General features: G+C 67.6%; 23 protein-coding genes. 8 read left to right on the top strand and 15 right to left on the bottom strand.

The genetic code is table 11. The annotated features are described in order from the left end of the window. The first annotated feature begins 11 nt into the window (after positions 1-11). From QRN67_RS15155 to QRN67_RS15140, 4 genes are read left to right on the top strand one after another with little or no spacing between them, the layout of a single operon-like run. The gene (locus QRN67_RS15155) at positions 12-845 is read left to right on the top strand and encodes a transporter substrate-binding domain-containing protein (protein WP_285412415.1); all 834 of its coding nucleotides are present in this window, start codon (positions 12-14) and stop codon (positions 843-845) included. 10 nt (positions 846-855) lie between these two features. After that, the gene (locus QRN67_RS15150; protein WP_081266552.1) at positions 856-1653 is read left to right on the top strand and encodes an amino acid ABC transporter permease; all 798 of its coding nucleotides are present in this window, start codon (positions 856-858) and stop codon (positions 1651-1653) included. A 1-nt stretch (position 1654) separates the two neighbouring features. Then, a complete protein-coding gene (locus QRN67_RS15145) occupies positions 1655-2425 on the top strand; it encodes an amino acid ABC transporter ATP-binding protein (protein WP_081266553.1) in 771 nt (256 codons plus the stop codon). A gap of 15 nt (positions 2426-2440) precedes the next feature. After that, complete coding sequence (locus tag QRN67_RS15140; RefSeq protein ID WP_285412414.1) at positions 2441-3112, top strand: aspartate/glutamate racemase family protein; 672 nt, start codon at positions 2441-2443, stop codon at positions 3110-3112. Here QRN67_RS15140 and QRN67_RS15135 read toward each other — a convergent pair. The 13 genes from QRN67_RS15135 to QRN67_RS15075 form a co-directional block, all read right to left on the bottom strand. Then, entirely contained in the window at positions 3109-3999 is an 891-nt protein-coding gene (locus QRN67_RS15135) for an ABC transporter permease (protein WP_081266554.1), read from the bottom strand. The genes QRN67_RS15140 and QRN67_RS15135 overlap by 4 nt on opposite strands. Positions 4000-4279: 280 nt before the next feature. After that, entirely contained in the window at positions 4280-5197 is a 918-nt protein-coding gene (locus tag QRN67_RS15130; RefSeq protein WP_285412412.1) for an ABC transporter permease, read from the bottom strand. A gap of 16 nt (positions 5198-5213) precedes the next feature. Beyond that, positions 5214-6482 carry an ABC transporter substrate-binding protein gene (locus QRN67_RS15125; protein WP_106935001.1) on the bottom strand — a complete coding sequence of 423 codons (1269 nt, stop codon included), beginning with the start codon at positions 6480-6482 and terminating at the stop codon, positions 5214-5216. A 56-nt stretch (positions 6483-6538) separates the two neighbouring features. Then, positions 6539-7657 carry an ABC transporter ATP-binding protein gene (locus tag QRN67_RS15120; RefSeq protein ID WP_285412410.1) on the bottom strand — a complete coding sequence of 373 codons (1119 nt, stop codon included), beginning with the start codon at positions 7655-7657 and terminating at the stop codon, positions 6539-6541. A gap of 97 nt (positions 7658-7754) precedes the next feature. Continuing rightward, positions 7755-8564: a uroporphyrinogen-III C-methyltransferase gene (gene cobA / locus QRN67_RS15115; RefSeq protein WP_285412409.1), complete on the bottom strand. Its 810-nt coding sequence runs from the start codon at positions 8562-8564 to the stop codon at positions 7755-7757. Further along, the gene (gene ybiB, locus QRN67_RS15110; RefSeq protein WP_285412408.1) at positions 8561-9466 is read right to left on the bottom strand and encodes a DNA-binding protein YbiB; all 906 of its coding nucleotides are present in this window, start codon (positions 9464-9466) and stop codon (positions 8561-8563) included. Before ybiB ends, cobA begins: the two co-directional genes overlap by 4 nt. 68 nt (positions 9467-9534) lie before the next feature. Beyond that, positions 9535-12333 carry a nitrate reductase gene (locus QRN67_RS15105; RefSeq protein WP_285412407.1) on the bottom strand — a complete coding sequence of 933 codons (2799 nt, stop codon included), beginning with the start codon at positions 12331-12333 and terminating at the stop codon, positions 9535-9537. Between the two features lie 2 nt (positions 12334-12335). Continuing rightward, positions 12336-12734 (bottom strand): nitrite reductase small subunit NirD, encoded by a 399-nt coding sequence (nirD, locus tag QRN67_RS15100; protein ID WP_285412406.1) that lies wholly within the window; start codon positions 12732-12734, stop codon positions 12336-12338. Positions 12735-12746: 12 nt separating this feature from the next. After that, positions 12747-15218 carry a nitrite reductase large subunit NirB gene (gene nirB / locus QRN67_RS15095; protein WP_285412405.1) on the bottom strand — a complete coding sequence of 824 codons (2472 nt, stop codon included), beginning with the start codon at positions 15216-15218 and terminating at the stop codon, positions 12747-12749. A 124-nt stretch (positions 15219-15342) separates the two neighbouring features. Then, positions 15343-16152 (bottom strand): ABC transporter ATP-binding protein, encoded by an 810-nt coding sequence (locus tag QRN67_RS15090; protein WP_285412404.1) that lies wholly within the window; start codon positions 16150-16152, stop codon positions 15343-15345. A 55-nt stretch (positions 16153-16207) separates the two neighbouring features. Further along, entirely contained in the window at positions 16208-17131 is a 924-nt protein-coding gene (ntrB, locus tag QRN67_RS15085) for a nitrate ABC transporter permease (protein ID WP_285412402.1), read from the bottom strand. Positions 17132-17141: 10 nt separating this feature from the next. Next, the gene (locus tag QRN67_RS15080) at positions 17142-18386 is read right to left on the bottom strand and encodes a CmpA/NrtA family ABC transporter substrate-binding protein (protein ID WP_285412401.1); all 1245 of its coding nucleotides are present in this window, start codon (positions 18384-18386) and stop codon (positions 17142-17144) included. 333 nt (positions 18387-18719) lie between these two features. Continuing rightward, positions 18720-19973 carry a nitrate regulatory protein gene (locus QRN67_RS15075; RefSeq protein ID WP_285412400.1) on the bottom strand — a complete coding sequence of 418 codons (1254 nt, stop codon included), beginning with the start codon at positions 19971-19973 and terminating at the stop codon, positions 18720-18722. Between the two features lie 127 nt (positions 19974-20100). On the opposite strand from QRN67_RS15075, the gene tsaD reads away from it, so the two are divergent. Beyond that, positions 20101-21162, top strand: a complete 1062-nt coding sequence (gene tsaD / locus QRN67_RS15070) for a tRNA (adenosine(37)-N6)-threonylcarbamoyltransferase complex transferase subunit TsaD (RefSeq protein WP_285412399.1) — start codon at positions 20101-20103, stop codon at positions 21160-21162. On the opposite strand, the gene QRN67_RS15065 is transcribed toward tsaD, so the two are convergent. Beyond that, on the bottom strand, positions 21098-21859 hold the full coding sequence (locus QRN67_RS15065) for an alpha/beta hydrolase-fold protein (RefSeq protein ID WP_081266569.1): 762 nt from the start codon (positions 21857-21859) through the stop codon (positions 21098-21100). The genes tsaD and QRN67_RS15065 overlap by 65 nt on opposite strands. 189 nt (positions 21860-22048) lie before the next feature. After that, positions 22049-22420, bottom strand: a complete 372-nt coding sequence (locus QRN67_RS15060) for an Hsp20/alpha crystallin family protein (RefSeq protein WP_285412398.1) — start codon at positions 22418-22420, stop codon at positions 22049-22051. Positions 22421-22545: 125 nt separating this feature from the next. On the opposite strand from QRN67_RS15060, the gene QRN67_RS15055 reads away from it, so the two are divergent. From QRN67_RS15055 to rpsO, 3 genes are all read left to right on the top strand, one after another. Beyond that, positions 22546-23826: a branched-chain amino acid ABC transporter substrate-binding protein gene (locus QRN67_RS15055; RefSeq protein WP_285412397.1), complete on the top strand. Its 1281-nt coding sequence runs from the start codon at positions 22546-22548 to the stop codon at positions 23824-23826. A 32-nt stretch (positions 23827-23858) separates the two neighbouring features. Continuing rightward, positions 23859-25031 carry a pyridoxal phosphate-dependent aminotransferase gene (locus tag QRN67_RS15050; RefSeq protein WP_106934988.1) on the top strand — a complete coding sequence of 391 codons (1173 nt, stop codon included), beginning with the start codon at positions 23859-23861 and terminating at the stop codon, positions 25029-25031. A 160-nt stretch (positions 25032-25191) separates the two neighbouring features. Further along, positions 25192-25458, top strand: a complete 267-nt coding sequence (gene rpsO / locus QRN67_RS15045; protein WP_007837783.1) for a 30S ribosomal protein S15 — start codon at positions 25192-25194, stop codon at positions 25456-25458. Positions 25459-25590 lie beyond the last annotated feature (132 nt).

The raw sequence follows: 25590 nt of genomic DNA, 5'->3' as shown, positions 1-25590 counted from the left end.
TTGGAGTGCTCGTGACCATCAAACAGAAATTCATTCGGGCCCTCGTGGCTGCCGTTGCCGCCTGCACCATCGGGCCGGCTTTTTCCCAGGACCAGGAAAGCTCGCTCGCGCGGGTGCAGCGCACCCATGTGCTGCGCGTGGGAGCCATCGCCGGCGCCATTCCGTACTTCGCCAAGGACCCCGGCACCGGCAAATGGGAGGGCTTCGGCCCCGACTTCGGCGAGAGCCTGGCCAAGAGCCTGGGCGCCAAGGTCGAGTACGTCGAAACCACCTGGGGCAACGCGGTGCTCGACCTGCAGTCCAACAAGATCGACGCCATGTTCGGCCTGGCCCCGTCGCCGCAGCGCGCGGCCATGGTCAACTTTGCCGACACGCTGTTCGAGAACACCTACACGGTGGTCTGCAAGAAGGGCGTGCCGCAGAAGAGCTGGGAACAGCTGAACACGCCGGAGACCAAGATCGTGGTGGACATCGGCTCCAGCCATGACCAGCTGGCCCAGCGCGTGCTGCCCAAGGCCGACGTCACCCGCCTGGAAAATTCCGGCGCCGCCACCATGTCGCTGCAGGCCGGCCGCGCCGATTGCCAGGTGCTCGTGATCCTGCTGGCCGAGCCGCTGCTGGCCAAGCGCCCGGGCCTGGGCACGATGTACATCCCTCAGCCGGTTTACACCGCGCCCGTGAGCATCGGCCTGCGCAAGGACTCCGACCCCGGCCTGCAGAAGGCGGTGAACGCCTGGCTGGCGCAGGAGCGCAGCAAGGGCGCGGTGCGCAGCGTCATCCTGAAGAACATGGAAAAGCTCGCGGGCGTGCCGGCCAGCGCCTTCCCGCCTGAAATCAAGTTCTGAAGGGGTCGCCATGGACCTCGAGGATCCGACGAGCGAGCCCAGGGGCCGCTCCCGGCTCGGCACGGCCGTGCTGCTCGCCTGTGTGCTGGTGGGCGTCTGGGCCGCCGTGCGCCATTTCTCCGGCGGTGCGTCCGGCACGGCCTACGACTGGGACTTCAGCGTGCTCTGGAGCTACCGGCGGCTGCTGCTCATCGGCCTGGCCTACACGCTGGTGTTCACGGTCGTTTGCGTGGTGCTGGGACTCCTGATCGGCCTGGTCACCGGGCTGGGGCGGTTGTCGCGCAACCCGTGGGTGTCGGCGCCGATCCGCGCCTACATCGAGGTGTTCCGCTGCACGCCGGTGCTGGTGCAGCTGGTGTGGTTCTACTACGCGCTGCCGGTGCTCACCGGGCTGGAGATCTCGGCGGTGGCGGCCGCCACGCTGTGTCTGTCGCTCTACGGCGGTGCGTTCTATTCCGAGATCGTGCGCGGCGGCATCATTTCCATCGACAGCGGGCAGGTCGAGGCGGCGCGCGCGCTCGGCATGACGCGCATGCAGCTCATGCGCCGCGTCGTGCTGCCGCAGGCGTTCAAGCGCATGGTGCCGCCGCTCATGAGCCAGTCGATCATGCAGCTGAAGAACACTTCGCTGCTCTCGGTGCTGGCCGTGCCCGACCTGCTCTACCAGGGCCAGGTGATCGCGCACGAAACCTACCGGCCGCTGGAGCTCTACACCTTCATCGCGGTCGCCTACTTCGCGGTGCTTCTGCCCGTCACCATCTGGGCCAAGCGCATGGAATTCGGCGCCGGCGCCAAGGAAGAAACCTGAGATGCCCGCACCCCTGATAGAGATCAGCCAGCTCAAGAAAGCCTTCGGGCAGAACGTGGTCCTGAAGGACATTTCGCTGCAGGTGGAGCGCGGCCAGGTGGTCGCCATCATCGGACCCTCGGGCTCGGGCAAGTCGACGCTGCTGCGCTGCATCAACCTGCTGTCGGTGCCCAACGCCGGGCGCATCACGGTGGGCGAGCAGAGCATCGAGTTCAACGGCGTGCACACCACGCTGCCCAACGAGCGCGCGCTGGCGCGCTTCCGGGCGTCGACGGGCATGGTGTTCCAGCATTTCAACCTCTTCCCTCACATGACGGTGCTGCGCAACGTGATGGAAGGGCCGGTGACGGTGCTGAAGACGCCCAAGCCGCAGGCCGAGGCCGAGGCGCGCGCGCTGCTCGCCAAGGTGGGCCTGCTGGACCGCGCCGACTACTTTCCCGACAAGCTCTCCGGCGGCCAGAAGCAGCGCGTGGCCATTGCGCGTGCGCTGGCCATGAAGCCTGCCGTCATGCTGTTCGACGAAGCCACCTCCGCGCTGGACCCTGAACTCGTCGGCGAGGTGCTCGGCGTCATCAAGGGCCTGGCCAGGGAAGGCATGACCATGATCCTGGTGACGCACGAGATCGGTTTCGCGCGCGAGGTGGCCGACCAGGTGATCTTCATGCGCGACGGCGTGGTCGCGGAGAGCGGACCGCCGCAGGTGGTGATCGACAACCCGAGGCAGGCGGCGACGCAGGCTTTCCTGGGCCGCTTCAAGGGTGCGGCGGCGTAGCGCAGAGGGCGTGCTGTGACAAGCGACGCCGTGCCGTTCCTCGGCGTGCTGATGCTCGACACGCGCTTCCCGCGGCCGCCGGGCGACGTGGGCAATCCGGCGACTTTCGAGCGGCACGGCATTGCGGTGCGCCGGCTCGTGATCGAGGGTGCTTCGCCCGAGCGCATCGTGAAGGAGGCCGACCGCTCGCTGCTGCAGCCCTTCGTCGACGGCGCGTTGCGGCTGGCCGGGGAGGGCGCGGCCATGCTCACCACCAGCTGCGGCTTTCTGGCGGCGTACCAGCAGGTGCTGGCCGGCGCGGTGCGGGTTCCCGTCGTCACGTCGAGCCTGCTGCAATGCCGCGAGTTCGCGCGCCCCGGCATCCTGACCTTCGATGCGGATTCGATGAGCCGGGCCATCCTGGACGCGGCCGGTGTGCCGCGGGGCACGCCGGTGCAGGGCGTGCAGCCGGGCTGCGAGTTCCACCGGCGCATCCTGAACAACGAGGCGCATCTCGATCTGGCGGAAGCCGAGCGCAACGTGGTCGATGCCGCGCGCCGGCTGGTGACGCTTCATCCGGAGGTGGAAGACATCGTGATGGAGTGCACCAACATGCCGCCTTACAGAGAGGCCGTTGGCCGTGCCACGGGCCGGCGTGTGCACGACATCGAGACGCTGCTGGCTGCCCGGTGGGCAGCCCTCGGCTAGCGTTTGCGGGTGGAGCGCCGGCGCAGCATGGCGGCCGAGCCCAGCGCCACGGCCATGACCAGCAGCGACACGACGGTGGTCACCGTGCCAAGTGCGTAGATCGACGGCGTGGTGACGGTCGAGGTCAGGCCTTGCAGTTCGAGCGGCAGGGTGTTGACGTCGCCGATGGCCTGCGAGGTGCGGGCGATTTCGTCCCACGAGAGCGTGAAGCCGAACATGCCGATGCCCACGATCGAGGGGCCGATCAGCGGGAGCACCACGAAGCGGAAGCTCTGCCACGGGGTGGCGCCGAGGTCGCGTGCGGCTTCTTCGTAGGCGGGGTTGAAGCGGTTGAACACGGCGAACATGATGAGCAGGCCGAACGGCAGCGTCCATGTCAGGTGCGCGCCCAGGGCTGAGCTGAACAGGCCGAGCGCGGTTCCGTAGCCTTCGAGCAGGGTGGTGGCGTCCATGGCTGTCAGCAGGCTCTTGATGCCGGTGTCGAGGAGCCGGAACTGCAGGCCGATGCCGAGCGAGATGATGATCGACGGCATGATGAGGCTGGCGACGGTGACGAAGAAGAGGGCGTTGCTGCCCGCGAGCTTCTTGCGGAATGCCAGGCCGGCCAGTACCGACAGCACGACGGTGAAGGCCATGACCACGGCGCCCAGCGCGAGCGAGCGCCTGAAGGCCGCGCCGATGTCCACCGTGCCCAGCCCTTCGGCCAGTTTGTAGAACCAGTGCAGCGAGACGCCGCGCAATGGAAAGGTCAGGCCGCCCTCGGGGCCCTGGAAGCTGAGCACGAAGATCGTGATCATCGGGCCGTAGAGGAAGAGGACGAAAAGTCCGAATACGGTTGCCAGCGGCCAGAAGCCCGGGGAGCGTTGTTCGCCTATGCGTTGGCTCATTTGTGTTTTTCCTTCAGGGCGAGTGCCGAGAGCATCGGGTACTCCCCTCCGCGAATGTCCCCCGCCTTCGGCTCCTCCTTTATTTCGCTGCGGGGAGCACCCGATGCCCTGTGCACAACAAGCGCGGTCGTTGTTCCGGCCGATCAACAAGTGCTCTGAACGATCACGTCGGCGGGGTGCCTTGCGCAGCGAAATAAAGGGGGAGGCCGCAGGCCGGGGGACATTCGCGGAGCAAGGTACCCCGTCGGCGTGAGCGAGCCCTGAAGAACAAAAGCCCACGCTACAGCTCCTTTCGGATGTCGACCAGCCGGGTGAGCCCCCAGATGATCATCAGCACCACCGCCAGCAGGATCATCGCGTTGGCAGCCGCCAGCGGAAACTGCAGGTACGAGGTCTGCACCTGGATGATCTTGCCGATGGACGCGATCTGCTGGCCGCCCATCACGCCGATGGTGACGAAGTCGCCCATGACGATGGTGATGACGAAGATCGAGCCGATCAGGATGCCGGTGCGCGACAGCGGCACCACCACGTTCCACAGCGTCTGCCAGCCCGAGGCGCCCGCGTCGCTTGCTGCTTCGAGCAGCGAGCGGTCGATGCGCATCATGCTGTTGAAGATCGGCACGATCATGAACATCGTGTACAGGTGCACGAAGGCCAGCACCACCGAGAAATCGGAGAACAGCAACCACTCGAGCGGCTGGTTCACCAGGCCCAGGCCCATGAGCGCCTGGTTGACCAGCCCGTTGCGCCCCAGCAGCGGCACCCAGGAGATCATGCGGATCACGTTCGATGTCCAGAACGGCACCGTGCACAGCACGAACAGCACCGTCTGCATGGTCGACGAGCGCACATGGAACGCCAGGAAGTACGCCACCGAAAAGCCGATCAGCAGCGTGATGCCCCATACCAGCACGCAGAACTTGAACGTGCTCAGGTAGGTGTTGAGCGTGACGCACAGGTCGCCGTTGTCGGTGAGGCGCGAGCAGCCCTCGAACAGGCTCAGGTAGTTGCGCAGCGTGACCGCGGGGATCAGCTCGTATTCATTGAAGTTCCACAGGCTGACCATCGCGACCAGCGCCAGCGGAATCAGGAAGAACAGCAGGAACACCAGCGCGAACGGCGCCGCCTGCCACCACGCCTTGACGGCGTGGATGGGCGCGGTGGCGGCGGACGCGCTGGTCGAGGGAGCGCTCACAGGCTCAGGCCGGAGGTCAGGCCGCGACGAACTCGTTCCACTTGCGGACCATGTACTCGTTCTCGTCCATCACCGCGTTCCAGCAGGCGATGCCGCCCATGCGCTGCTCGTAGCTGCCGCCGTCGCGCACCGAGCCGGCCTTGGCGATCACGTCGCCCTGCGGGCTCTTGATGTCCTGCGCGGCGGGCTTGCCTTCCATCCAGTAGGCCCATTCGTAGGCTTCCATCTTGGTCTTGGCGGTGTCGAGCACGGCGCTGTAGTAGCCCTGGCGGTTGAGGTACGCGCCGGCCCAGCCGTCGAGGAACCAGTTGATGAATTCGTACGCGCCGTCGAGCTTCTTGCCTGAGAGCGTGGCGGGCAGGCCGAAGCCCGAGGCCCAGGCGCGATAGCCTTCCTTGAGCGGCTGGAAGGTGCAGTCGATGCCCTTGCTGCGCACGGCCGTCACGGCAGGCGACCACATCGACTGGATCACCACCTCGCCCGAGGCCATGAGGTTCACCGACTCGTTGAAGTCCTTCCACAGCGCGCGGAACTGGCCGGCCTTCTTGGCCTCGATCAGGGTCTTGATCGTCAGGTCGATCTCGGCCTTGGTCATGTTGCCCTTGTCGGCGTATTTGTGGATGCCCTTGGCTTCCACCACCATCGCCGCGTCCATGATGCCGATCGACGGGATGTTCAGGATCGCGGTCTTGCCTTTGAACTCGGGGTTCAGCAGCTCGGCCCACGAACCGATGGGACGCTTGATCAGGTCGGGGCGGATGCCGAGCGTGTCGGCGTTGTAGGTGGTGGGAATCAGCGACATGTACTGCGTGGCCGACTTGGCGAAGGCTTTGCTCTTCTCGCCTTCCAGGTAGATCACCTTCACGGGGGCCGTGCCCTGGTCGCCGACCTTCTTGCCGGCGACTTCGCCCTTGGTGAACAGCGAGGTGATCTTGTCGGCGTTCTTGACGCGCTTGGTGTCGATGCCCTTGAGGTTGCCGGTCGGCACGATCTTCTTGAGCGAGAAGAACTCGGTGTCGATCAGGTCGAAGCTGTTGGGCGCGGTGACGGCGCGCTTGGTGACGTCGTCGGTAGTCACGGCCACGTACTGGATCTCGATGCCCGTGTCGGCCTTGAATTTCTCGGCAATGGCCTTGTCCTGGTTCACCGCCGTGCCGAGGTAGCGCAGCACGACCTTTTCCTGCGCATGCACGAAGGGCGCGATGCCCGTGGCCAGGATGCCGGCCGTGCCCTGCAGCAGGGTGCGACGCTTGAAGCCGGCGGACGAGTCGATGGGGTCGGTCATGGTGAAGTCTCCGTGGAAGAAACAGTGGAAAGGAAAGGGAAGAAAAAAAGGTGGGCTCAGAGGGTCATGGCAAGCGCGGCCGTGTCGTCGCGCGATGCACTGCCGGCGGGCGCCGATGCCCGCTCGCCCGGCGGCTTGGCGCCGGGGCCGAGCACGCGCGCGTCGGCCGCGGCCCATGACAGGTGCACAGCCTCGCCCTGCGCGTAGGGCCGGGCGAGGAAAGCGGCTTCGCCCAGCAGCACCGAAACGTTCTGGCGACCCGGCGCGGCGCTGCCGAGCGACAGGCCGAGCAGCACGTAGGTGCCCTGGTATTCCACGTCGGTGACGGTGGCCCGCAGTGCATCGGGTGCCGCGCTCGCTTCGTCGGAAACCGCGGCGATCCGCATGCGGTCGTTGCGCACCGCGATCGGGCCGGCCGGCGTGTCGAACACGTTGTGGCCGCCCATGAAGCGCGCCACGAATTCGCTCGCCGGGTGGTTGTAGACCGCGTGCGGCGAGCCGACCTGTTCGATCACCCCGTGGTTCATGACCACCATGGTGTCGGCCAGCGCCATCGCTTCTTCCTGCGAGTGCGTCACGTGCACGAAGGTCAGGCCCAGTTCCTTCTGCCAGCGCCGCAGCTCGGCGCGCATCTGTATGCGCAGGAAGGGGTCGAGCGCCGACAGCGGCTCGTCGAGCAGCAGCACGCGCGGCTCGGTGATGAGCGCGCGCGCCAGCGCCACGCGCTGCTGCTGGCCGCCGGAAAGCTCGCCGGGCTTGCGGTCGGCCAGGTGGCCCATCGCGACGCGTTCGAGCAGGTCGTTGGCGCGCTTGTGGCGCTCGGCCTTGCCGACGCCTTTCATCTTGAGGCTGAAGGCCACGTTGTCGGTGGCCGAGAGGTGCGGGAAGAGGGCGAAGCTCTGGAACATCATCGCCGTGCCGCGCGCCGCGGCGGGCAGGTCGGTGATGTTGCGGTTGTCCAGCAGGATGTCGCCGCTGGTGACCGACTCGTGGCCCGCGATCATGCGCAGCGTGGTGCTCTTGCCGCAGCCCGACGGGCCGAGCAGGCAGCAGTAGCTGCCGCTGGCGATGCGCAGGTCGATCTGGTCTACGGCGGCCGGCGTGCCGGGGGCGTAGCGCTTGGTGAGCGCGACGATTTCGACGGCGGCGGGTTCGGGCGTGACGGCTGCATTCATTGCCGGTGGCACAGCACGATCCATGCCACGTTGTGGTGCGCGGCGCCCGCGCCGCGCGAACCGTCCTCGCCCCGGTCAGGTGCCGATCAGGCGCCGATCAGGTACCGAACTTGTCCGCGCGCACCGGCAAGGCGGCTGCGGCGAGCCCGCGCAGCACGTCGCCCACCACGATCACCGCCGGGCTGGCGAGCCCCGCTTCGGCGATGCCGCGCTGCAGCTTGTCCAGCGTGGTCGCGATGTGCCGCTGGTGCGGCAGGCTCGCATGCTGGATGACGGCCGCCGGCGTGTCGCCCGGCAGGCCCTGCAGCAGTTCGCGCTCGATGTGGCCCGCACCCGCCACGCCCATGTAGATGACGAGCGTGAGCCGCGCGTTGTACGCCGTCGCGGCCAGCGCGCGCCAGTCGGTCGGGTCTTCGGCCGCGCCCGCGCCGGTCTTGGCATGGCCGGTGACGAACACCACGCCCTGTGCATGGTCGCGGTGCGTGAGCGGCACGCCCAGCGCGGTCACGGCCGCGAGGCCGGCGGTGATGCCGTTGACCACGGCGCATTCGATGCCGGCTTCGCGCAGGTGCTCCACCTCTTCGCCGCCGCGTCCGAAGATGAACGGGTCGCCGCCCTTCAGGCGCACCACCGTCTCGCCTTCGCGCACGGCGGTGATCATCAGCCGCTCGATGAAGGCCTGCGGCGTGCTCTTGCAGCCGCCGCGCTTGCCCACGTGCACGATGCGCGCGTCGGGCCGGGCGTAGGCCTGCACGATCTCGTCGTTCACCAGGTCGTCGACCAGCAGCACCGTCGCGGCCTGGATCGCCTTCACGGCCTTGACGGTCAGCAGCTCGGGGTCGCCCGGGCCGGCGCCCACCAGCGTGCAGCGGCCGGCGATGAGGGAGGTGGGGTTGTCGTTGTTCATGCGTGGGATGCCAGTTGCGTGATGTGCCTGACCTGCGCCGCGATGGCTTCGGGCACGGGAAGCTCGCCGGCCAGCACGCGGCGCGTGTAGTCGGCGGTGGTGGCGACGTCGATTTCCTTCGGCAGGCCCGGCACGTCGGCGGCGGTGCCCGCCTGCTGCGCCTGCAGTTCGGTGCGCACGCCGCGCACGAAGCCGTCGATCTGCGCCGTGCGGCGCGGGTCGGAGACCACTTCGCCTTCGAGGCCGCGTGAGAGCAGGGCGGTCATGCCCGTGAGCTCGAAGGTCTCGCCCATGGTGCGGGCGTATTCGGGATGCGTGTAGCTGGCCACCACCACGCAGGCGCCGGCGGCGGGCTGCATCAGCTTGACCACGCTGTGGCCCGGGTTGCGCAGGCCGACCACGCGGCGCACGTCGAGCAGGCGCTTGAGCGCGGGGTTCAGCAGTTCGGTGGGGGCAAAGGCCGCTTCGCCGTTGGCGATGGGGCGGACGGCTTCCAGTGGAGCGACGCCAAGCGCCGAGAGCACGTTGGACGCCAGCACGCGCGAGCTCTCGCTGGCGCTGCCGTGCACCAGCACCGGCAGGCCTTCGCGCGCCAGCAGCAGCGCCAGCAGCGGCGTGAGCACCGGCAGCTTGCGCGCGCCGTTGTAGCTGGGCAGCACGACCAGCGCCCGGTCGCCGGCCGGAATGCGGTTCAGCCGCGCATGGGTGGCATCGAGAAAACCAGCCATCTCCTCGGGCGTTTCGCCCTTGATGCGCATGGCCAGGCAGAAGCCGCCGATTTCCAGGTCGGTGACGGTGCCGTCCAGCACCTGGCCGAACAGGTCGGTGGCCTGTTCGCGCGTGAGCGGCTTGGCGCCTCGCGCGCCGCGGCCGATTTCCTTGATGTATTGGCTGATTCCCATGGGTAGGCGGATTGTCCTGCAATGCTTATGCCGGAATGTCATTCGGCTTATGCCAGCGAGACACGGGGTCATGGCGCAACCGCCTCCGCCTCGGCCGGCGTGGCCCGCACCATGCGCTTGAGCTCCGGAATGCACGAGCCGCAGTTGGTGCCGCACTTCAGCGCGCCCTGCAGCTTCGCCAGCCGCTCGTCGGCGGTGCCGGTGCAGCGGCCCAGTTCGGTCTGTATGGCCATGTCCGCCACGTTGAAGCAGGTGCACACCGTCTTGCCGCGCGATTGCACCGCCACCGGCGCTTTCGAGCCCGGCGACAGCAGCAGGCGGCCGTAGCTCTGGGCCGGCAGTTCCTCGCGCAGCAGCGTGGCAATCCAGGCTTCGGCGCTGGTGTCGCCGCCCAGCAGGAAGGCTTCGAGCCCGGCGCCGCCATCGGCGCGGCGCACCAGCCGGGCCGAGCGGCGCTGGCCGCGGCGGCGGTCGGCGTAGCGCAGGGTGTCGGCGGTTTGCAGTCCGAGCAGGGCCTCGATCTTCTCGACCAGCGCGTCGTCGGGCGCGTCATGCGCGGCGGCGCGAAAGAGCAGGCCGCTGCGTTCGGCGCCCTGCGTGTTGCCGGCAAACGGCACGCAGGTCGCAAAAGGAAACAGCGCCATCATCGGCTGCAGCGCGCGGTGCGCGGCAAGCGCTTCGCCATCGGGCAGCCAGGCCATGGCCAGCAGCGACCACGGAAGCTCAGCCTTGAGGATCTTCACCGGCGTGTGCTTCAGCTCGGGCTGCTTCGAGGTCGGGCAATAGGCCGGCGTGGTGAGCGCGTTGATGCCCGCCAGCCGCGTGCCGTTCGAGGAGCAGCCGCTCAGGTATTCCTCGCCCCAATGCATGGCGACGAAGACCTGGCTCAGCCCCACCTCGGCGCTGGCGCGCGCGGGCAGCATGATCGAGCCGCGTTTGGAGGTCAGGTGCACCAGGTCGCCTTCGCGGATCTGGCGGCGCGCCATGTCCTGCGCGTTCATCTGCACCACCGGCTCCGACACATGGCCGAACAAGCGCCCGACGGTGCCGGTGCGGCTCATGCCGTGCCACTGGTCGCGCAGCCGGCCGGTGTTCAGCGAGAAGGGGTAGCGGGCCTCGCGGGCCTCGGCCACCGGCTTGTAGACCGTGTCGACGAAGCGGGCGCGGCCGTCCGGCGTGGGGAACACACCGTCTTCGTAGAGGCGCGCGCGGCCGGTGCTTTCGCCTTCCTTCAGCGGCCATTGCTGCGGGCCGGCCGTGTCCAGCATCGCGTAGCTCAGGCCGGTGATGTCGAGATCGCGCCCGCGCGTGGATTCGCGATGCTCGTTCCAGACGGATTCGGCCGTCTCGTACGGGAACAGCGTGAAGGTGCGGCCCAGCTGCCTTTCGAGCCGGTGCGCGAAGGCCACGGCAATCGACCAGTCGTTGCGCGCCTCGCCGGGCGCCGGCACGGCCGGGCGCACGCGCGAGATGCGGCGCTCGCTGTTGGTCACGGTGCCTTCCTTCTCGCCCCAGGTGGTGGCGGGCAGCAGCAGGTCGGCGAAGGCGCAGGTGGCGGTGGTGGCAAAGGCTTCCTGCACCACGACGAACTCGGCGCGTTCCAGCGCGCGGCGCACCGTGGCCTGGTCGGGCATCGACTGCGCCGGATTGGTGCAGGCGATCCACAGCGCGCGGATCTCGCCGTCGGCCGCGGCCTGGAACATCTCGACCGCTGTCTTGCCCGGCTTCCCGGGCACCGAGGGCACGCCCCACAGCGCGGCCACTTCGGCGCGGTGATCCGGGTTCGCCAGGTCGCGGTGCGCGCTCAGCAGGTTGGCGAGGCCGCCGACTTCGCGCCCGCCCATCGCGTTGGGCTGGCCGGTCAGCGAGAACGGGCCCGCGCCGGCGCGGCCGATCTGCGCGGTGGCCAGGTGCAGGTTGATGAGCGCGGCGTTCTTCGCCGTGCCGCTCGACGACTGGTTCAGGCCCTGGCAGTACAGGCTCAGCGTGGCAGGCGAGGTGGCGAAGAGCCGCGCCGCTTCGAGCAGGTCTTCCTTCGGGATGCCGCACACCTGTGCCACCTTGTCCGGCGTGCACTCGCGCACCGTCGCCTTCAAAGCGTCGAAGCCGCTGGTGTGGGCCGCGATGTACTTCGCGTCGATCCAGCCCTCCCACAGCATCAGGTGCAGCATGCCGTTGAACAGCATCACGTCGGTGCCGGGCTGGATGGGCAGGAACAGGTCGGCGATCTCGACCGTGTCGGTGCGGCGGGGGTCGGCCACCACGATCTTCAGCGCCGGGTTCGCGGCCTTCGCGTCCTCGATGCGGCGGAAAAGAATGGGGTGCGCCCACGCCGTGTTGCTGCCCACGATGAACAGGCAGGCTGCGTGCTTCAGGTCGTCGTAGCAGGCCGGCGGCGCGTCGGCACCCAGCGTCTGCTTGTAGCCGGCCACGGCGCTGCTCATGCACAGGCGGGAGTTGGTGTCGATGTTGTTGGTGCCGACCAGGCCCTTGGCCAGCTTGTTGAAGACGTAGTAGTCCTCGGTGAGCAACTGGCCCGACACATAGAAGCCGACCGAGTCCGGGCCATGGTCGCTGATCACCTGCGCGAACTTGCCGGCGGCGTTGGCGAGCGCGGTGTCCCAGGTCACAGCGGTGGGCGCCTCGGCGCGCACAAGGCGCTGCATGGGCTGCAGCAGCCGCGTCTGCCGCGTGACCGCGGCGCTGGCCGTGAGGTGCAGCGTCGAGCCCTTCGTGCACAGCCGGCCGAAGTTCGCCGGGTGCTCGGGGTCGCCGCGCACGCCGGTGATCTCGCTGCCTTGCGATTCGATGATGACGCCGCAACCGACGCCGCAATAGGGGCAGGTGGAGCGGGTCTCCAGCGTCATGGCTATTCCAGCGGAAGGACCGACAGCACCGCGAACGGCTTCGGCCCGGCGACCGGGCGTTCCAGGTCGATGGCGTGCGTCGCCAGTTCGCCCGCGTCCAGGTGCACCACCCCGTCTTCCACCTTCACGGCGAACTTCGGCGTGCAGCCCTCGTCGGGCGACTTGGCGCAGCCGTCGTCCAGCCCGATGGCCCAGTTGTGCAGCGGGCAGGCCACGCTGGTGCCGAACACGATGCCCTGGCTCAGCGGCCCGCCCTTGTGCGGGCAGCGGTCGAGCAGCGCGAAAACCTCGTTCTCGGCATTGCGGAACACGGCAACATCCACGCCGGCGGGCCGCGTCACGCGGCGCGCGCCGAGCACGGGGATGTCGTCGATGCGGCAGATGGCTTTCCAATCGTTCATGGGGTCCTTCCTTCAGACTGTCTGGCGGGTGTCGCTCGACGCCGTCAGCGGCGTGAACTGCCGCACGTCGACCGACGCCTGTGCCGATTCGAACCACGGATCGGGTTCGCCGTCGAGCGCGAACTGCAGGCGTTCCCACAGCGCCTTGCGGCCCTCGGCGTCTTCGAGGATCTTCTTCTTCACGTAGTCCAGCCCCACGCGGCCGATGTAGTGCACCGTGCGCTCCAGGTACCAGCCTTCTTCGCGGTAGAGCTGCAGGAAGGCGCCCGAGTACTCCATCACTTCCTCGGCCGTCTTCACCTTCACGAGGAACTGCGCCACCTCGGTCTTGATGCCGCCGTTGCCGCCCACGTAGAGTTCCCAGCCCGAGTCGACGCCGATCACGCCCACGTCCTTGATGCCGGCCTCCGCGCAGTTGCGCGGGCAGCCCGACACCGCCAGCTTGACCTTGTGCGGCGAATACATGGCCCACAGCGCGCGTTCCAGGTCCTTGCCCATCTGCGTGGAGTCTTGCGTGCCGAAGCGGCACCACTCGCTGCCCACGCAGGTCTTCACCGTGCGCAGCGACTTGGCATAGGCAAAGCCGCTGGGCATGCCGATGTCCTTCCACACGCCTTCCAGGTCTTCCTTCTTCACGCCCAGCAGGTCGATGCGCTGGCCGCCCGTGACCTTGACGGTCGGGATCTTGTACTTGTCGGCCGCGTCGGCGATGCGGCGCAACTCGTCGGGCGTGGTGTGGCCGCCCCACATGCGCGGAATGACGGAATAGGTGCCGTCCTTCTGGATGTTGGCGTGGCTGCGCTCGTTGATGAAGCGGCTCTGCGGATCGTCCTTCGCCTCTTTCGGCCAGGTGCTGATCAGGTAGTAGTTGACGGCCGGTCGGCAGGTGGCGCAGCCGTTGGGCGTGCGCCAGCCGAGGTTGCGGTACACCTCGTCGTGCGTCAGGTAGTGCTCCTTGCGGATCGCGTCGCGCACGTCCTGGTGGCTCGCGTCGGTGCAGCCGCACACGGCCTTCTTCTTGGGCGTGGCGGAGTAGTCGCCGCCCGCGGTGAACATCAGGATCTGCTCCACCAGCCCGGTGCACGAGCCGCAGCTGGCGCTGGCCTTGGTGTGCTTCTTCACCTCGTCGAGCGTGAACAGGCCCTTTTCCTTGATGGCCTTGCAGATGGTGCCCTTGTTCACGCCGTTGCAGCCGCAGACCTCGGCGTCGTCGGGCATGCTCGCGGCCTTGTTGTGGCCTTCGTGGCCGGTGTCGCCGATGTTCGATTCGCCGAACATCAGCTTGTCGCGGATGTCGTGCACGCTGCGGCCGTCGCGCAGCAGCTTGAAGTACCAGCTGCCGTCCACCGTGTCGCCGTAGAGGCAGGCGCCCACGAGCTTGTCGTCCTTGATCACCAGCTTCTTGTAGACGCCGCCGAAGGGGTCGCTCATGACGATTTCCTCGGTGCCTTCGCCGCCCATGAACTCGCCGGCCGAGAACAGGTCGATGCCCGTCACCTTCAGCTTGGTGGAGGTGAGCGACCCCAGGTAGCGGCCGATGCCGAACTGCGCCAGGTGGTTGGCCGCCACCTTGGCCTGCTCGAACAGCGGCGCGACCAGGCCATAGGCAATGCCGCGGTGCGCGGCGCACTCGCCCACCGAGTAGATGCGCGCGTCGGTCACGGTCTGCATGGTGTCGGTGACGACAATGCCCCGGTTGCAGTGCAGGCGCATCTTCTCGGCCAGCTCCACGTTCGGGCGGATGCCCACGGCCATCACCACCAGGTCGGCCGCCGCCTCGGTGCCGTCCTTGAAGCGGATGGCCTTCACGCGGCCGTCCTCACCGCCCACCAGGTCCTGCGTCTGCGCGCCCATCAGGAACTTCAGGCCGCGGTCTTCCAGCGACTTCTGCAGCAGCTTGCCGGCCACGTCGTCGAGCTGGCGCTCCATCAGCCAGGGCATCACGTGCACCACTGTCACGTTCATGCCGCGCAGCATCAGGCCGTTGGCCGCCTCCAGGCCCAGCAGGCCGCCGCCGATGACCACCGCGTTCTTGTGCGTGCGCGCGGTCTCGATCATGTAGTCGGTGTCGGCGATGTCGCGGTAGGCGATCACGCCCTTCAGGTCCTTGCCGGGCACAGGCAGCATGAAGGGGTTGGAGCCGGTGCACATCAGCAGGCGGTCGTAGGCGGCCTCGGTGACACCGCCTTGCGAATCCACCGCGCGCACGATGCGCTTGACGCGGTCGACCTCCACCACCTTCTTGCCGGCGTGCAGCGTGATGTGGTTGTCCGTGTACCACTCCCAGCTGTTGAGCACGATCTCGTCGACCGTCTGCTCGCCCGCGAGCACCGGCGACAGCAGGATGCGGTTGTAGTTGGGATGCGGCTCCGCGCCGAAGACGGTGATGTCGTACAGCTCGGGCGCGATCTTCAGCAGCTCTTCGAGCGTGCGCACGCCGGCCATGCCGTTGCCGACCATCACGAGTTTCATTTTCTTGTCCATGGGAGCCGTCCTTTCCTGGAATCGGGCGTGGGGAGGCGCGCGGCGCACCAGGACCGCGCCACGGGCTTGTCGAACAACGAAACAACCGGCCGCCTGCGCGCTTCGCAGCGCGGCCGCCAAAAAATCAGGCCGCGGCCTTCTCCACGTGCGCCTGGCGCGTGTAGAGGAAGTCGATCACCGCCTTGCGGGCGTGCACATAGGCCGGGTCTTCCGCCAGCTCGACCCGGTTGCGCGGGCGCGGAATGCCCACCGAAAGCACGTCGCCGATGGTGGCGGCCGGGCCGTTGGTCAGCATCACGATGCGGTCGCTCAGCAGCACGGCCTCGTCCACGTCGTGCGTCACCATGACGACGGTGCTGTGCGTCTTCTGCACGATGGCGAGCAGTTCGTCCTGCAGCTTGGCGCGGGTGAGGGCGTCGAGCGCGCCGAAAGGCTCGTCCATCAGCAGCACCTTGGGCTCCATCGACAGCGCGCGCGCAATGCCCACGCGCTGCTTCATGCCGCCGGAGATCTCGCCGGGCCGCTTCTGCGCGGCGGGCGTGAGGCCGACCAGCGCCAGCGCGGCGTCGGTGCGCGCACGCAGCTGCGCCTTGTTCTCGGTGCCCGCGAACACCCGCTCGACCGCCAGGTACACGTTCTCGAAGCAGGTGAGCCAGGGCAGCAGCGAGTGGTTCTGGAACACCACCGCGCGCTCGGGGCCGGGCCCCTTGATTTCCTTGTTGGCGCACAGCAGCGCACCCTGAGTGGGCGTGGTGAGCCCGGCGATCAGGTTCAGCAGCGTCGACTTGCCGCAGCCCGAGTGCCCGATGAGCGTGATGAACTCGCCCTTGGCCACGTTCAGGTTCACGTCGCGCAGCGCGACGAAGCGGCCCTTGGGCGTCTTGAACGCCTGCTCGACGCCGTGGATCGCGATGTACTTGCTGTCGTCGATCATTGGAAACCTCCGCGCAGCAGCGCTGCGGTATTCGCCTTCGGAGCGGCCGTGCGGCTCATGACTTCACCTCTTCGAACGTGAATGCCGTTGCGAGCTTGATGAGCGCGAACTCCAGCACCAGGCCTACGATGCCGATCACGAAGATCGCGATGATGATGTTGGCGACGTTGAGGTTGTTCCACTCGTCCCACACCCAGAAGCCGATGCCGACGCCGCCCGTGAGCATCTCGGCGGCCACGATCACCAGCCACGCGATGCCCACGGCCAGCCGCACGCCGGTCAGCATGTAGGGCAGCACGGCGGGGAACAGGATCTTGGTGAGGATCTTCCACTCGCTGAGGTTCAGCACCTTGGCCACGTTCATGTAGTCGCTGGGCACGCGCTGCACGCCCACGGCGGTGTTGATGACCATCGGCCAGATCGAGCAGATGAAGATGGTCCAGATCGCGGCCGGGTTGGCGCCCTTGAACACCAGCAGGCCGATGGGCAGCCAGGCCAGCGGCGACACGGGGCGCAGCAGGCTGATCAGCGGGTTGAACATGCGCGAGAGGAACTCGAAGCGCCCGATGGCAAAGCCCGCCGGAATGCCGACCAGCGCCGCCAGCCCGAAGCCCAGCGCCACGCGCTGCAGCGACGAAAGCACGTTCCAGCCCACGCCCTGGTCGTTCGGCCCCTTGCTGTAGAACGGATCGCTGAACACCGTCACGGCCTGCTGCCAGGTGGCCGCGGGCGTGGGAAAGCCGGTGGTGCTTTTCATGGCCACCACTTCCCAGATCAGCAGCAGCAGGCCGAAGCCCGCCAGCGGCGGCAGCACGCGCATCCAGAATGCGCGCAGGTCGATGGGCGCGCGCACCCGGGGCTCGGGCGCCGGGGCGGGTGTCGGCTTTGGCGCTGCCGGCCTGGCCGCGACGGAAGGGGCCACCTGCGTCACCTGTGCGGTGGTCGCTTCGAGCGGCGAGTGAAAGACTGCGCTGACCATGGTGTTCTCCTCAGGCATGAAGCTTGAACGACTCGGCGTACTTTTTCGGGTCCTTGCCGTCCCAGACAGAGCCGTCGAACAGCTTGCTGGTGCGCATCAGGTCCTTGGGCACCGGCGTCTGCGTGGCGGCGGCGGCCTGCTTGTAGATGTCGATGCGGTTGATCTCGGTGGCCACCTTCAGGTAGTCGGGGTGTTCCTTCAGCAGGCCCCAGCGCTTGTGCTGCGTGAGGAACCACATGCCGTCCGACAGGTACGGGAAGTTCACGGCGCCGGCGTTGTAGAACTTCATGTGGTTGGGGTCGTCCCAGCTCTTGCCCAGGCCGTTGGTGTAGCGGCCCAGGATGCGCTGGTTGATGGCGTCCACGCTGGTGTTGACGTAGCTCTTGTCGGCGATGGTCTCGGCCATCTTGTTCTTGTTCTGCAGGCCGGCGTCGATCCACTTGCTGGCTTCGAGGATGGCGGCCGTCACGGCGCGCGCGGTGTTGGGGTACTTCTTCGTGAACTCGGCGGTGCAGCCGAGCACCTTCTCGGGGTGGTCCTTCCAGATGTCCTGCGTGGTGATGGCCGTGATGCCGATGCCGTCCATGATGGCGCGCTGGCCCCAGGGCTCGCCCACGCAGTAGCCGTCCATGTTGCCCACGCGCATGTTGGCCACCATCTGCGGCGGCGGCACGGTGATGTTCTTCACGTCCTTGAACGGATCGATGCCGGCCGATGCGAGCCAGTAGTAGAGCCACATGGCGTGCGTGCCGGTGGGGAAGGTCTGCGCGAAGGTGTATTCACGCTTCTCGCTGGCGATGAGCTTGGCCAGCGAGGCGGCGTCGACCGCGCCCTTGTCGGAGAGCTTCTTCGACAGCGTGATGGCCTGGCCGTTGTTGTTGAGGGTCATGAGCACGGCCATGTCCTTCCTCGGGCCGCTCAGGCCCAGGTGCATGCCGTAGACCAGGCCGTAGAGCACGTGCGCCATGTCGATGTCGCCGTTGGAGAGCTTGTCGCGCACGCCGGCCCAGCTGGCTTCCTTGCTGGGCACGATCTTCACGCCGTACTTCTTGTCGATGCCCAGCACCGAGGCCATGACCACGCTGGCGCAGTCGGTCAGCGGTATGAAGCCGATCTTGACTTCTTCCTTCTCGGGCTTGTCGGAGCCCTGGGCCCAGACGGCCGCGCGCAGGGCGGGGTCGATGCCCACGGCGCCGATGGCGGCGGCTTGCAGGACGCGGCGTCGGCTGAGACGGGTTTTGAGCAGGTCGGTCATGTGGCGGGGCTCCGGTTGAAGGCAAACAAAAACAGCAAAGACAAAAACGAAAAGGCGTCCGCACCGCGCAGGGGCTGCTCGAAAACGAGCCCTTGCGGGATGGGGACGCCTTTGTCCGGTCGGTGGGTGGCACCCGCCGTTGGGTGCCGCCTGCCTGAAGACCCCTGGAGGTCTATGCGCTGGTTGCTTGCAAGCGGTGTGCCAGCCCTGCCGGGCGGTCTGCTGCTATCGGAAAAGTAGCTGGAACGTCTTGCGCTGCAAGGGCGAAGCGCCATCCGGACGGTGCACGGGCGACAGGCACGGTTGTTGTGCGGCGCACCAAATTGAACGCTTTCAGCGGGGAGGCGGGGGCAAGTAGTCGGCCATCGCGAGCACCGACTCGGCCACTTCGACGAGCCGGCGGCCCTGGTTCATGGCGGTCTCGCGCAGCATCTTGTGCGCTTCCTGCTCGCTCATGCGCCGGTGCGCCATCAGCAGGCCCTTGGCGCGCTCCACGAGCTTGCGTTCATTGAGCGAGGCGCGCACGGTCTGCAGTTCGTCGCTCATGGCCTGCAGCCGCTGCGACTGCTCCTGCACCATGTCGAGCACCGAGCGCTCGAGGTGGCGGCCGAGTTGCGCGGGCGTGGCGGCCTGTGCGTCGGCGTCGTCGAAGAACAGCGCGGCGTCGGTCTCCGGCGCCAGCGTGTCGAGCACCTGCCGGTAGGCCTGGAGTTCGCTGCGGGCCCGGGCTGTCTTGTGGCTGCAGAGCGCGCGCAGGTCGGCCTCGAGCCGGTCTTCGACGGTGCGCATGGCGTCGATGCGGCGCGTGCAGCAGTCGAACCAGGCCTGGCCGAGTGCGGAGTCGGCGGGCGCGGAGGTGGCGCCCCTGCGGCGCATGCGCTCCAGCTCGGCCAGGGTGGCGTCGGACTGGCTCTCGCGCCAGAGGGCGAGCACCGCATCGCCGGAAAAGTCGACGAACACCTGGAAGCATCGTTCCTGCGATTCGATCAGGTGCTGCCATTGCAGGCGCCGGGTTTCGTCGCTGCGGCCCTGGGCCAGCGCGGCGGCGCCGAATGCGCGTTCCTGGCCGGCAAACTCCTTGCCCTGCATGAAGTTGAACATCGCCACCAGGAGGCGCGATATCTCGGGGTCGGTGGCGCCGTCGGCCGCCTCGAACACGACCGACAGCAGACCGGCGATGAGCTTGACGAAGGCGGCGGTCGACTGCGACGGCTTGAGTTCGAGCGCATCGATGCGCCGGCGCAGGGCGGGCAGGGCGTCCAGCCCCGGCAGCACCCAGGCGATGCGGCTGAACAGCCGTGCGCCGTTGCCGGAGCCGACGCCGCGGTGATGCTCGGACTCGAGCTGGTCGAACCCGGCGCGCACTTCCTGCTCGAGCGCCAGGCATTCCGCGATCTGCGGGGCTCGCTGCTCGGCCAGGCGCACGCCGTGCGATGCAAGGAACACGTTCGACATGCCGCGCTCGCGCTGCAGCGCGTGCACCAGCCGACCGATCACGCCGACCAGTTCGCTGGTGCGCGCGAGCTGGTCCAGCTCGTCGATTTCGCAGCGGCGGGCGGCGATCAGAAAACTCAGTCCGGACTTCATGGTGGGTGCGTTCGCCTGCGGGGCCTTGGGGGAGCACTGCAACATCCGTGCCTCTCGGGGGCCTCCGGCGCGCCTGCGCTTGCCCCTTCGCGGGCGACCGCGGCAGGCGCCACCTACACTCGGCGGCATGCTCTTGTTGGGAATCGAATCATCCTGCGATGAAACCGGCGTGGCGCTGGTGGAGTCGCACGGCAACGCGCTGCCGGTGTTGCGCTCGCATGCGCTGCACAGCCAGATCGCCATGCACCAGGCCTACGGGGGCGTGGTGCCCGAACTGGCCAGCCGCGACCACATCCGCCGCGTGCTGCCGCTGACCGAGTCGGTCATGGCCGAGGCCGGCCGCTCGCTCGGTGAAATCGACGTGGTGGCCTACACGCGCGGACCGGGCCTGGCGGGTGCGCTGCTCGTGGGCGCCGGCGTGGCCTGCGCGCTGGGCGTGGCGCTGGGCAAGCCGGTGCTGGGCGTGCATCACCTTGAAGGACACCTGCTGTCGCCGTTCCTGAGCGCCGATCCGCCGGAGTTTCCGTTCGTGGCGCTGCTGGTGTCCGGCGGCCATACGCAACTGATGCGGGTGGACGGCGTGGGCCGCTACGAGCTGCTGGGCGAGACCATCGACGACGCGGCCGGCGAGGCCTTCGACAAGAGCGCCAAGCTCATGGGCCTGCCTTACCCGGGCGGGCCGTGGCTCGCGAAGCTGGCCGAAGGCGGCAACCCGGCGGCGTTCAAGCTGCCGCGCCCGCTGCTGCACAGCGGCGATCTCGACTTTTCGTTCGCCGGCCTGAAGACGGCGGTGCTCACCCAGGCCAAGAAGCTCGGCGACCAGCTCGAGGCCGGCAAGGCCGACCTCGCGGCGTCCACGCAGGCGGCCATCGTCGAGGTGCTGCTGAAGAAGTCGCTCGCCGCGCTCGACCAGACCGGCCTGAAGCGGCTGGTGGTGGCGGGCGGCGTGGGGGCGAACAGGAACCTGCGCGAGCAACTCGATGCCGCATGCGCAAGGCGCAAGGTCCGGGTGCACTACCCCGAGCTGCACCTGTGCACCGACAACGGCGCCATGATCGCCATGGCCGCCGCGATGCGCCTGCAGTCGGGCCTGTCGCAGGCGACCGAGCGCTATGCCTTCGACGTCAGACCGCGATGGCCATTGGCATCGCTGACGACCGAGGCGTCGATGCCGCAGGCTGCTGCATAGCAGGCTGCGGCTGGCGCGAGCGGCCGATGGCCGGCAGCGGCAGCACGTCCAGCACGTTGCGCCAGAGCTGGCGCCATTGCGGCCAGTCGTGGCCGCCTTCGGTGGTGAACACGCGGCCCGGCGGCAGTGCGTCGGCCAGCAGCTTGTGGTTGCTAGCAAAGCGGTCCTCGAGGCCGAACCCCAAGTACAGCGGCGGCAGGTTCTTCGAAGGCTGCGCCGAGAGGTATTGCTGGAAGAAGGGCCAGAGCTTGCGGTCGGGCTCTTCGTCGGGCTGCGGCCCGGTAGGTGCCTGCCATGCGCGCAGGCCGCCGGCCTTCTTGATCTCCGCGCCCAGCACCCGGCGCCCGAGGTAGGGCGCCAGCGCCACGATGCCGTCCACCGAGCCGGGCTTGGCCAGTTCGTGGATCAGCGCGCCGAAGCCGCCGATGGAAATGCCCACCAGCCAGATCGCCTTGTAGCCCTTGGCGCGCTGCGGCTCGATGACGTCCGCATGCAGGCGTTCGCTGAGCGTCTGGTCGTAGTAGTAGGAGACGTCGGCGTCCACCAGCAGCGCATCGGCTGCGAGGTGGCGCTCCCTGACGGCGCTGATGAATCCTTCGCGCTCGAACTCGTCGGGCTTGAGGTAGGCGCCTGGCAGGAACACCAGGAGCGTGTCGGATTGTTCGGTGGGGTTTGCAGGTTGAAGGTGAGTTTTCATGGTGCCAGGAGGGGCACCCGATCCGCACCGTCATGATTTTCGATGCGTTTACAAGACGCCCACGAAGAAGAAAGTACTAAGAAAACGTCACATGATGTGACGTTATGCACGCCTATTGTGAATAGGGAGCATGTTCAAAGTCAAAAGCAACCCTTGGCTGACACTTTCTTCTTGTGGGCATCGCCCTTACTAGTTGATTTGCAAACTCGTCGCCTGGCTCACCGGCACCAGTTTTCCGAGCTTCAGCGTGAGCACGCCGTTCTCGAGCTTGGCTTCGCTGGTGGCCGCGTCGATGTCCTGCGGCAGCTCGTAGGCGGCCTTGAACTGGCGCTTGGCTTCGGCCTTGCTGTCGATGCGCAGCACGGCGCCTTCGATGCTGATGGCGAGGTCTTCACGCGAGAAGCCGGGCACGTCGAGCGAGAGGGTCCAGCTCTTGTCGTCCTGTTCCACGAGCGGCGAACGGCGGGCACCCGCGAAGGCCTCGCTGGCGAAGCGTTCGAAGGCGCGGTCATAGCCGCGCGGAGCGAAACGGGCGGTGCGGAGGGTAGGTGCGAAAAACATGTGAAGAACTCCTGAATGAACACAATGGGGACAAGGAATGTGTGTCCCTTACACTGCGCGGCCGTTCCATCGTGTGAGTGCCGCTTGACACCTCATCTAGGCGCAGTGGCAAGCGTTTCAAGACAATGAATCCCCCCTTTAATTTGCGTCGCGAGACCTTGAAATTCGCGGCGCTGGCGCTATGCGCGAGGCCCTTCGCGGCGCTCGCCCAGGCTTCGCCCGCACCCATCCGCCTCGCGCTGATCGAGAGCATGAGCGGCCCTTTCGCCAACACCGGCGAGGCCGTTTTCCGCAACCTGCTGTGGGCCGTGGAGCGCGTGAACGCGCGCGGCGGCATCAGGCTGCCTGGCGGCGCGCGCATGCTGCAGCTCGACCGCTACGACAGCAAGGGGCAGAACGAAGAAGCGCTCTCCGCGTTGCGCGCAGCAATGGACGACGGCGCGCGCATCGTGCTGCAGGGCAACTCGTCGGCCACGGCCGCGGCGCTGGTCGATGCCATCGACAAGAACAACGAACGCGACCCGTCGCGGCGCTTGATCTTCCTGAACTACGCGGCTGTCGATCCGGTGCTCACCAACGAGCGCTGCAGCTTCTGGCACTTCCGCTTCGACGCCCATGCCGACATGCGCGTGGCGGCTCTGATGGACGTGGTGAAGGACGACGCCGCGCTCAAGCGCGTCTACCTCATCGGGCAGGACTACAGCTTCGGCCAGTCGGTGCTGCGCGAAGCGCGCCGGCAGCTCGGCGCGCAGCGGCCCGACGTGGAGATCGTCGGCGACGAACTGCACCCGATGGGCAAGGTGAAAGACTTCGCGCCGTACGCGACGAAGATCATTGCGAGCGGCGCGCAGGCCGTGGTCACGGGCAACTGGGGCAACGACCTCACGCTGCTGGTGAAGGCGGCGCGCGAGGCCGGGTTCAACGGCACCTTCTATACCTTCTACGGCAATGCGCTGGGTGCACCCGCTGCCATCGGCGACGCGGGCATCGGCCGCGTGGTCGCGGTGGCCGACTGGCTGCCCAACGTGCAGACGGCGCAGTCCGCGGAGTTCTATCGTGCCTTCCGCGCGCGCTTTCCGAAACCGGCCGAAGACTATGTGCACATGCGCCTGGCGCTGATGATCGAAGCGCTTGTGCAGGCCATCGAACGCGCGGGCAGCGTGGACGCGGTGCCGGTCGCACGCGCGCTGGAGCAGGCCGACGTGAGCCTCCATGGCCAGCGCGGGCGCATGCGTGCCGCGGACCACCAGTTCCAGCAGCAGCTGGTGGTCGGCGTGATGGACCGGCAGGGCAGGCCGGGCGTGCAGTTCGACGTCGAGGGTTCGGGCTACGGCTTCCGCGTGGTCAAGACCATTCCTGCCGAACGCGCGGAGCTGCCGACCTCGTGCAAGATGAAGAGATCTTGATCGATTGATGACAGAGAACAGGACCCGAAGACATGCGTGAAGCCATCCACAACCTCGAAGCGTCGAAGATCCGCGAAGTCGCCAATGCCGGCATGGGGCGCGACGACGTGCTGGCCTTCTGGTTCGGCGAGAGCGACGAAGTCACGCCCGAGGTGATCCGCCAGTCGGCCATCGAGTCGCTGCAGCGCGGCGAAACCTTCTATGCCCACAACCTCGGCCTGCCCGAGCTGCGCGAGGCCATCGCGCGCTATACCAGCGGGCTGCATCCGGCGGTCGATGCCTCGCGCATCGCAGTCACGTCGGGCGGGGTGAGCGCGCTGATGCTCGCGGTGCAGGCGCTGGTGGATGCGGGCGACGAGGTGGTCGCCGTGACGCCCGTTTGGCCCAACCTGACGGCGCAGCCCGCGATCATGGGCGCGAACGTGCGCACGCTGCCGCTGGTGCCGGTGGACGGGCAATGGACGCTCGACCTGCCCGCGCTGCGCGCCGCGGTCACTGCCAGGACGAAGCTGCTGATCGTCAACGCACCCAACAACCCCACGGGCTGGACCATGACGCGCGACGAGCAGCAGGCCGTGCTGGACCATTGCCGCCAGACCGGCACCTGGATCCTGGCCGACGAGGTGTACGAGCGGCTGTACTACGAGCCGACGCCCAACGGCTGCGCGCCCAGCTTCCTCGACATCTCCGAGCCCGACGACCGCCTGGTCGTGACGCACAGCTTCTCGAAGAGCTTCCTGATGACGGGCTGGCGCCTCGGCTGGCTGGTGCTGCCGCCGTCGATGGTGGAGGGCATCGGCAAGCTGATCGAGTTCAACACCTCGTGCGCCAGCGTGTTCACGCAGCGCGCGGCCATCACCGCCATCGAGCACACGGGCGAGATCACGCCGCGCGTGGTGGCCCACCTGAAGTCGTGCCGAGACACGCTGGTGCCGCTGCTGGCGGCGGTGCCGGGGGTCCAGGTGGCGCCGGCCAAGGGTGGCATGTACGCCTTCTTCCGGCTCGAAGGCTTCGGCGATTCGCTCGAAGTGGCCAAGCGGCTGGTGTCCGAGGCGGGCCTGGGGCTCGCGCCGGGCAACGCTTTCGCGCCGGAAGCCCAGGGCTGGCTGCGCTGGTGCTTTGCCTCCAAGGACCCGCAGCGGCTGGTGAAGGGCGTGGAGCGCCTGCGCGACTGGCTGGCGCAGCAGCGGCCCGGCAAGGGCTGAACCCGGGCTGGCTTGCCTCGATGGAGGGTTTCCAGGGAGCATGAAAGCCCGGTGAAAGTCGCCGGGCTATAATCCCGAGGCTTTGCATGCCGCAAGGCGCACGGTGGGTGCAGTTCCAGCGCACACCGCAAGTCAAACATCCCGGAACAAGGAAATCAACATGATCGCAGCCTCCATCAAGGCCGAAGTCGTCAAGGACAACGCCCGCGCCGCCAACGACACTGGCAGCCCCGAAGTGCAAGTCGCACTGCTGACCGCCCGCATCAACGAGCTCACCCCCCACTTCAAGACGCACGCCAAGGACCACCACGGTCGCCGCGGCCTGCTGCGCATGGTGAGCCGCCGCCGCAAGCTCCTGGACTACCTCAAGTCCAAGGATGCCGACCGTTACACCGCGCTGATCGCCAAGCTGGGTCTGCGCAAGTAAACCAAATCGCATGAAAAAACGCCTGGGTTAGTCCGCTAGCTCAGGCGTTTTTTACTTCGCGATCCACTTTCGGAGTGCCCAAACAGAGCGAAGCTGTGTCATTCCAATGAAGTTCGCCCCGAGCTTCGCTGG

The sequence above is a fragment of the Variovorax sp. efr-133-TYG-130 genome (genome assembly GCF_030208835.1).
Taxonomy (GTDB): Bacteria; Pseudomonadota; Gammaproteobacteria; order Burkholderiales; family Burkholderiaceae_C; genus Variovorax.
This window is presented reverse-complemented; position numbering and strand designations above follow the sequence as displayed.

Bases quoted from the DNA above. Each gene is read 5' to 3' on its own strand.
- QRN67_RS15080 (WP_285412401.1), bottom strand. From the start codon at position 18,386: ATGACCGACCTGCTCAAAACCCGTCTCAGCCGACGCCGCGTCCTGCAA.
- QRN67_RS15050 (WP_106934988.1), top strand. From the start codon at position 23,859: ATGCGTGAAGCCATCCACAACCTCGAAGCGTCGAAGATCCGCGAAGTC.
- QRN67_RS15150 (WP_081266552.1), top strand. From the start codon at position 856: ATGGACCTCGAGGATCCGACGAGCGAGCCCAGGGGCCGCTCCCGGCTC.
- QRN67_RS15125 (WP_106935001.1), bottom strand. From the start codon at position 6,482: ATGACCGACCCCATCGACTCGTCCGCCGGCTTCAAGCGTCGCACCCTG.
- QRN67_RS15145 (WP_081266553.1), top strand. From the start codon at position 1,655: ATGCCCGCACCCCTGATAGAGATCAGCCAGCTCAAGAAAGCCTTCGGG.
- ybiB (WP_285412408.1), bottom strand. From the start codon at position 9,466: ATGGGAATCAGCCAATACATCAAGGAAATCGGCCGCGGCGCGCGAGGC.
- QRN67_RS15120 (WP_285412410.1), bottom strand. From the start codon at position 7,657: ATGAATGCAGCCGTCACGCCCGAACCCGCCGCCGTCGAAATCGTCGCG.
- QRN67_RS15075 (WP_285412400.1), bottom strand. From the start codon at position 19,973: ATGAAGTCCGGACTGAGTTTTCTGATCGCCGCCCGCCGCTGCGAAATC.
- ntrB (WP_285412402.1), bottom strand. From the start codon at position 17,131: ATGGTCAGCGCAGTCTTTCACTCGCCGCTCGAAGCGACCACCGCACAG.
- tsaD (WP_285412399.1), top strand. From the start codon at position 20,101: ATGCTCTTGTTGGGAATCGAATCATCCTGCGATGAAACCGGCGTGGCG.
- QRN67_RS15105 (WP_285412407.1), bottom strand. From the start codon at position 12,333: ATGACGCTGGAGACCCGCTCCACCTGCCCCTATTGCGGCGTCGGTTGC.
- QRN67_RS15135 (WP_081266554.1), bottom strand. From the start codon at position 3,999: ATGAGCCAACGCATAGGCGAACAACGCTCCCCGGGCTTCTGGCCGCTG.
- QRN67_RS15090 (WP_285412404.1), bottom strand. From the start codon at position 16,152: ATGATCGACGACAGCAAGTACATCGCGATCCACGGCGTCGAGCAGGCG.
- nirD (WP_285412406.1), bottom strand. From the start codon at position 12,734: ATGAACGATTGGAAAGCCATCTGCCGCATCGACGACATCCCCGTGCTC.
- rpsO (WP_007837783.1), top strand. From the start codon at position 25,192: ATGATCGCAGCCTCCATCAAGGCCGAAGTCGTCAAGGACAACGCCCGC.
- QRN67_RS15060 (WP_285412398.1), bottom strand. From the start codon at position 22,420: ATGTTTTTCGCACCTACCCTCCGCACCGCCCGTTTCGCTCCGCGCGGC.
- nirB (WP_285412405.1), bottom strand. From the start codon at position 15,218: ATGGACAAGAAAATGAAACTCGTGATGGTCGGCAACGGCATGGCCGGC.
- QRN67_RS15065 (WP_081266569.1), bottom strand. From the start codon at position 21,859: ATGAAAACTCACCTTCAACCTGCAAACCCCACCGAACAATCCGACACG.
- cobA (WP_285412409.1), bottom strand. From the start codon at position 8,564: ATGAACAACGACAACCCCACCTCCCTCATCGCCGGCCGCTGCACGCTG.
- QRN67_RS15055 (WP_285412397.1), top strand. From the start codon at position 22,546: ATGAATCCCCCCTTTAATTTGCGTCGCGAGACCTTGAAATTCGCGGCG.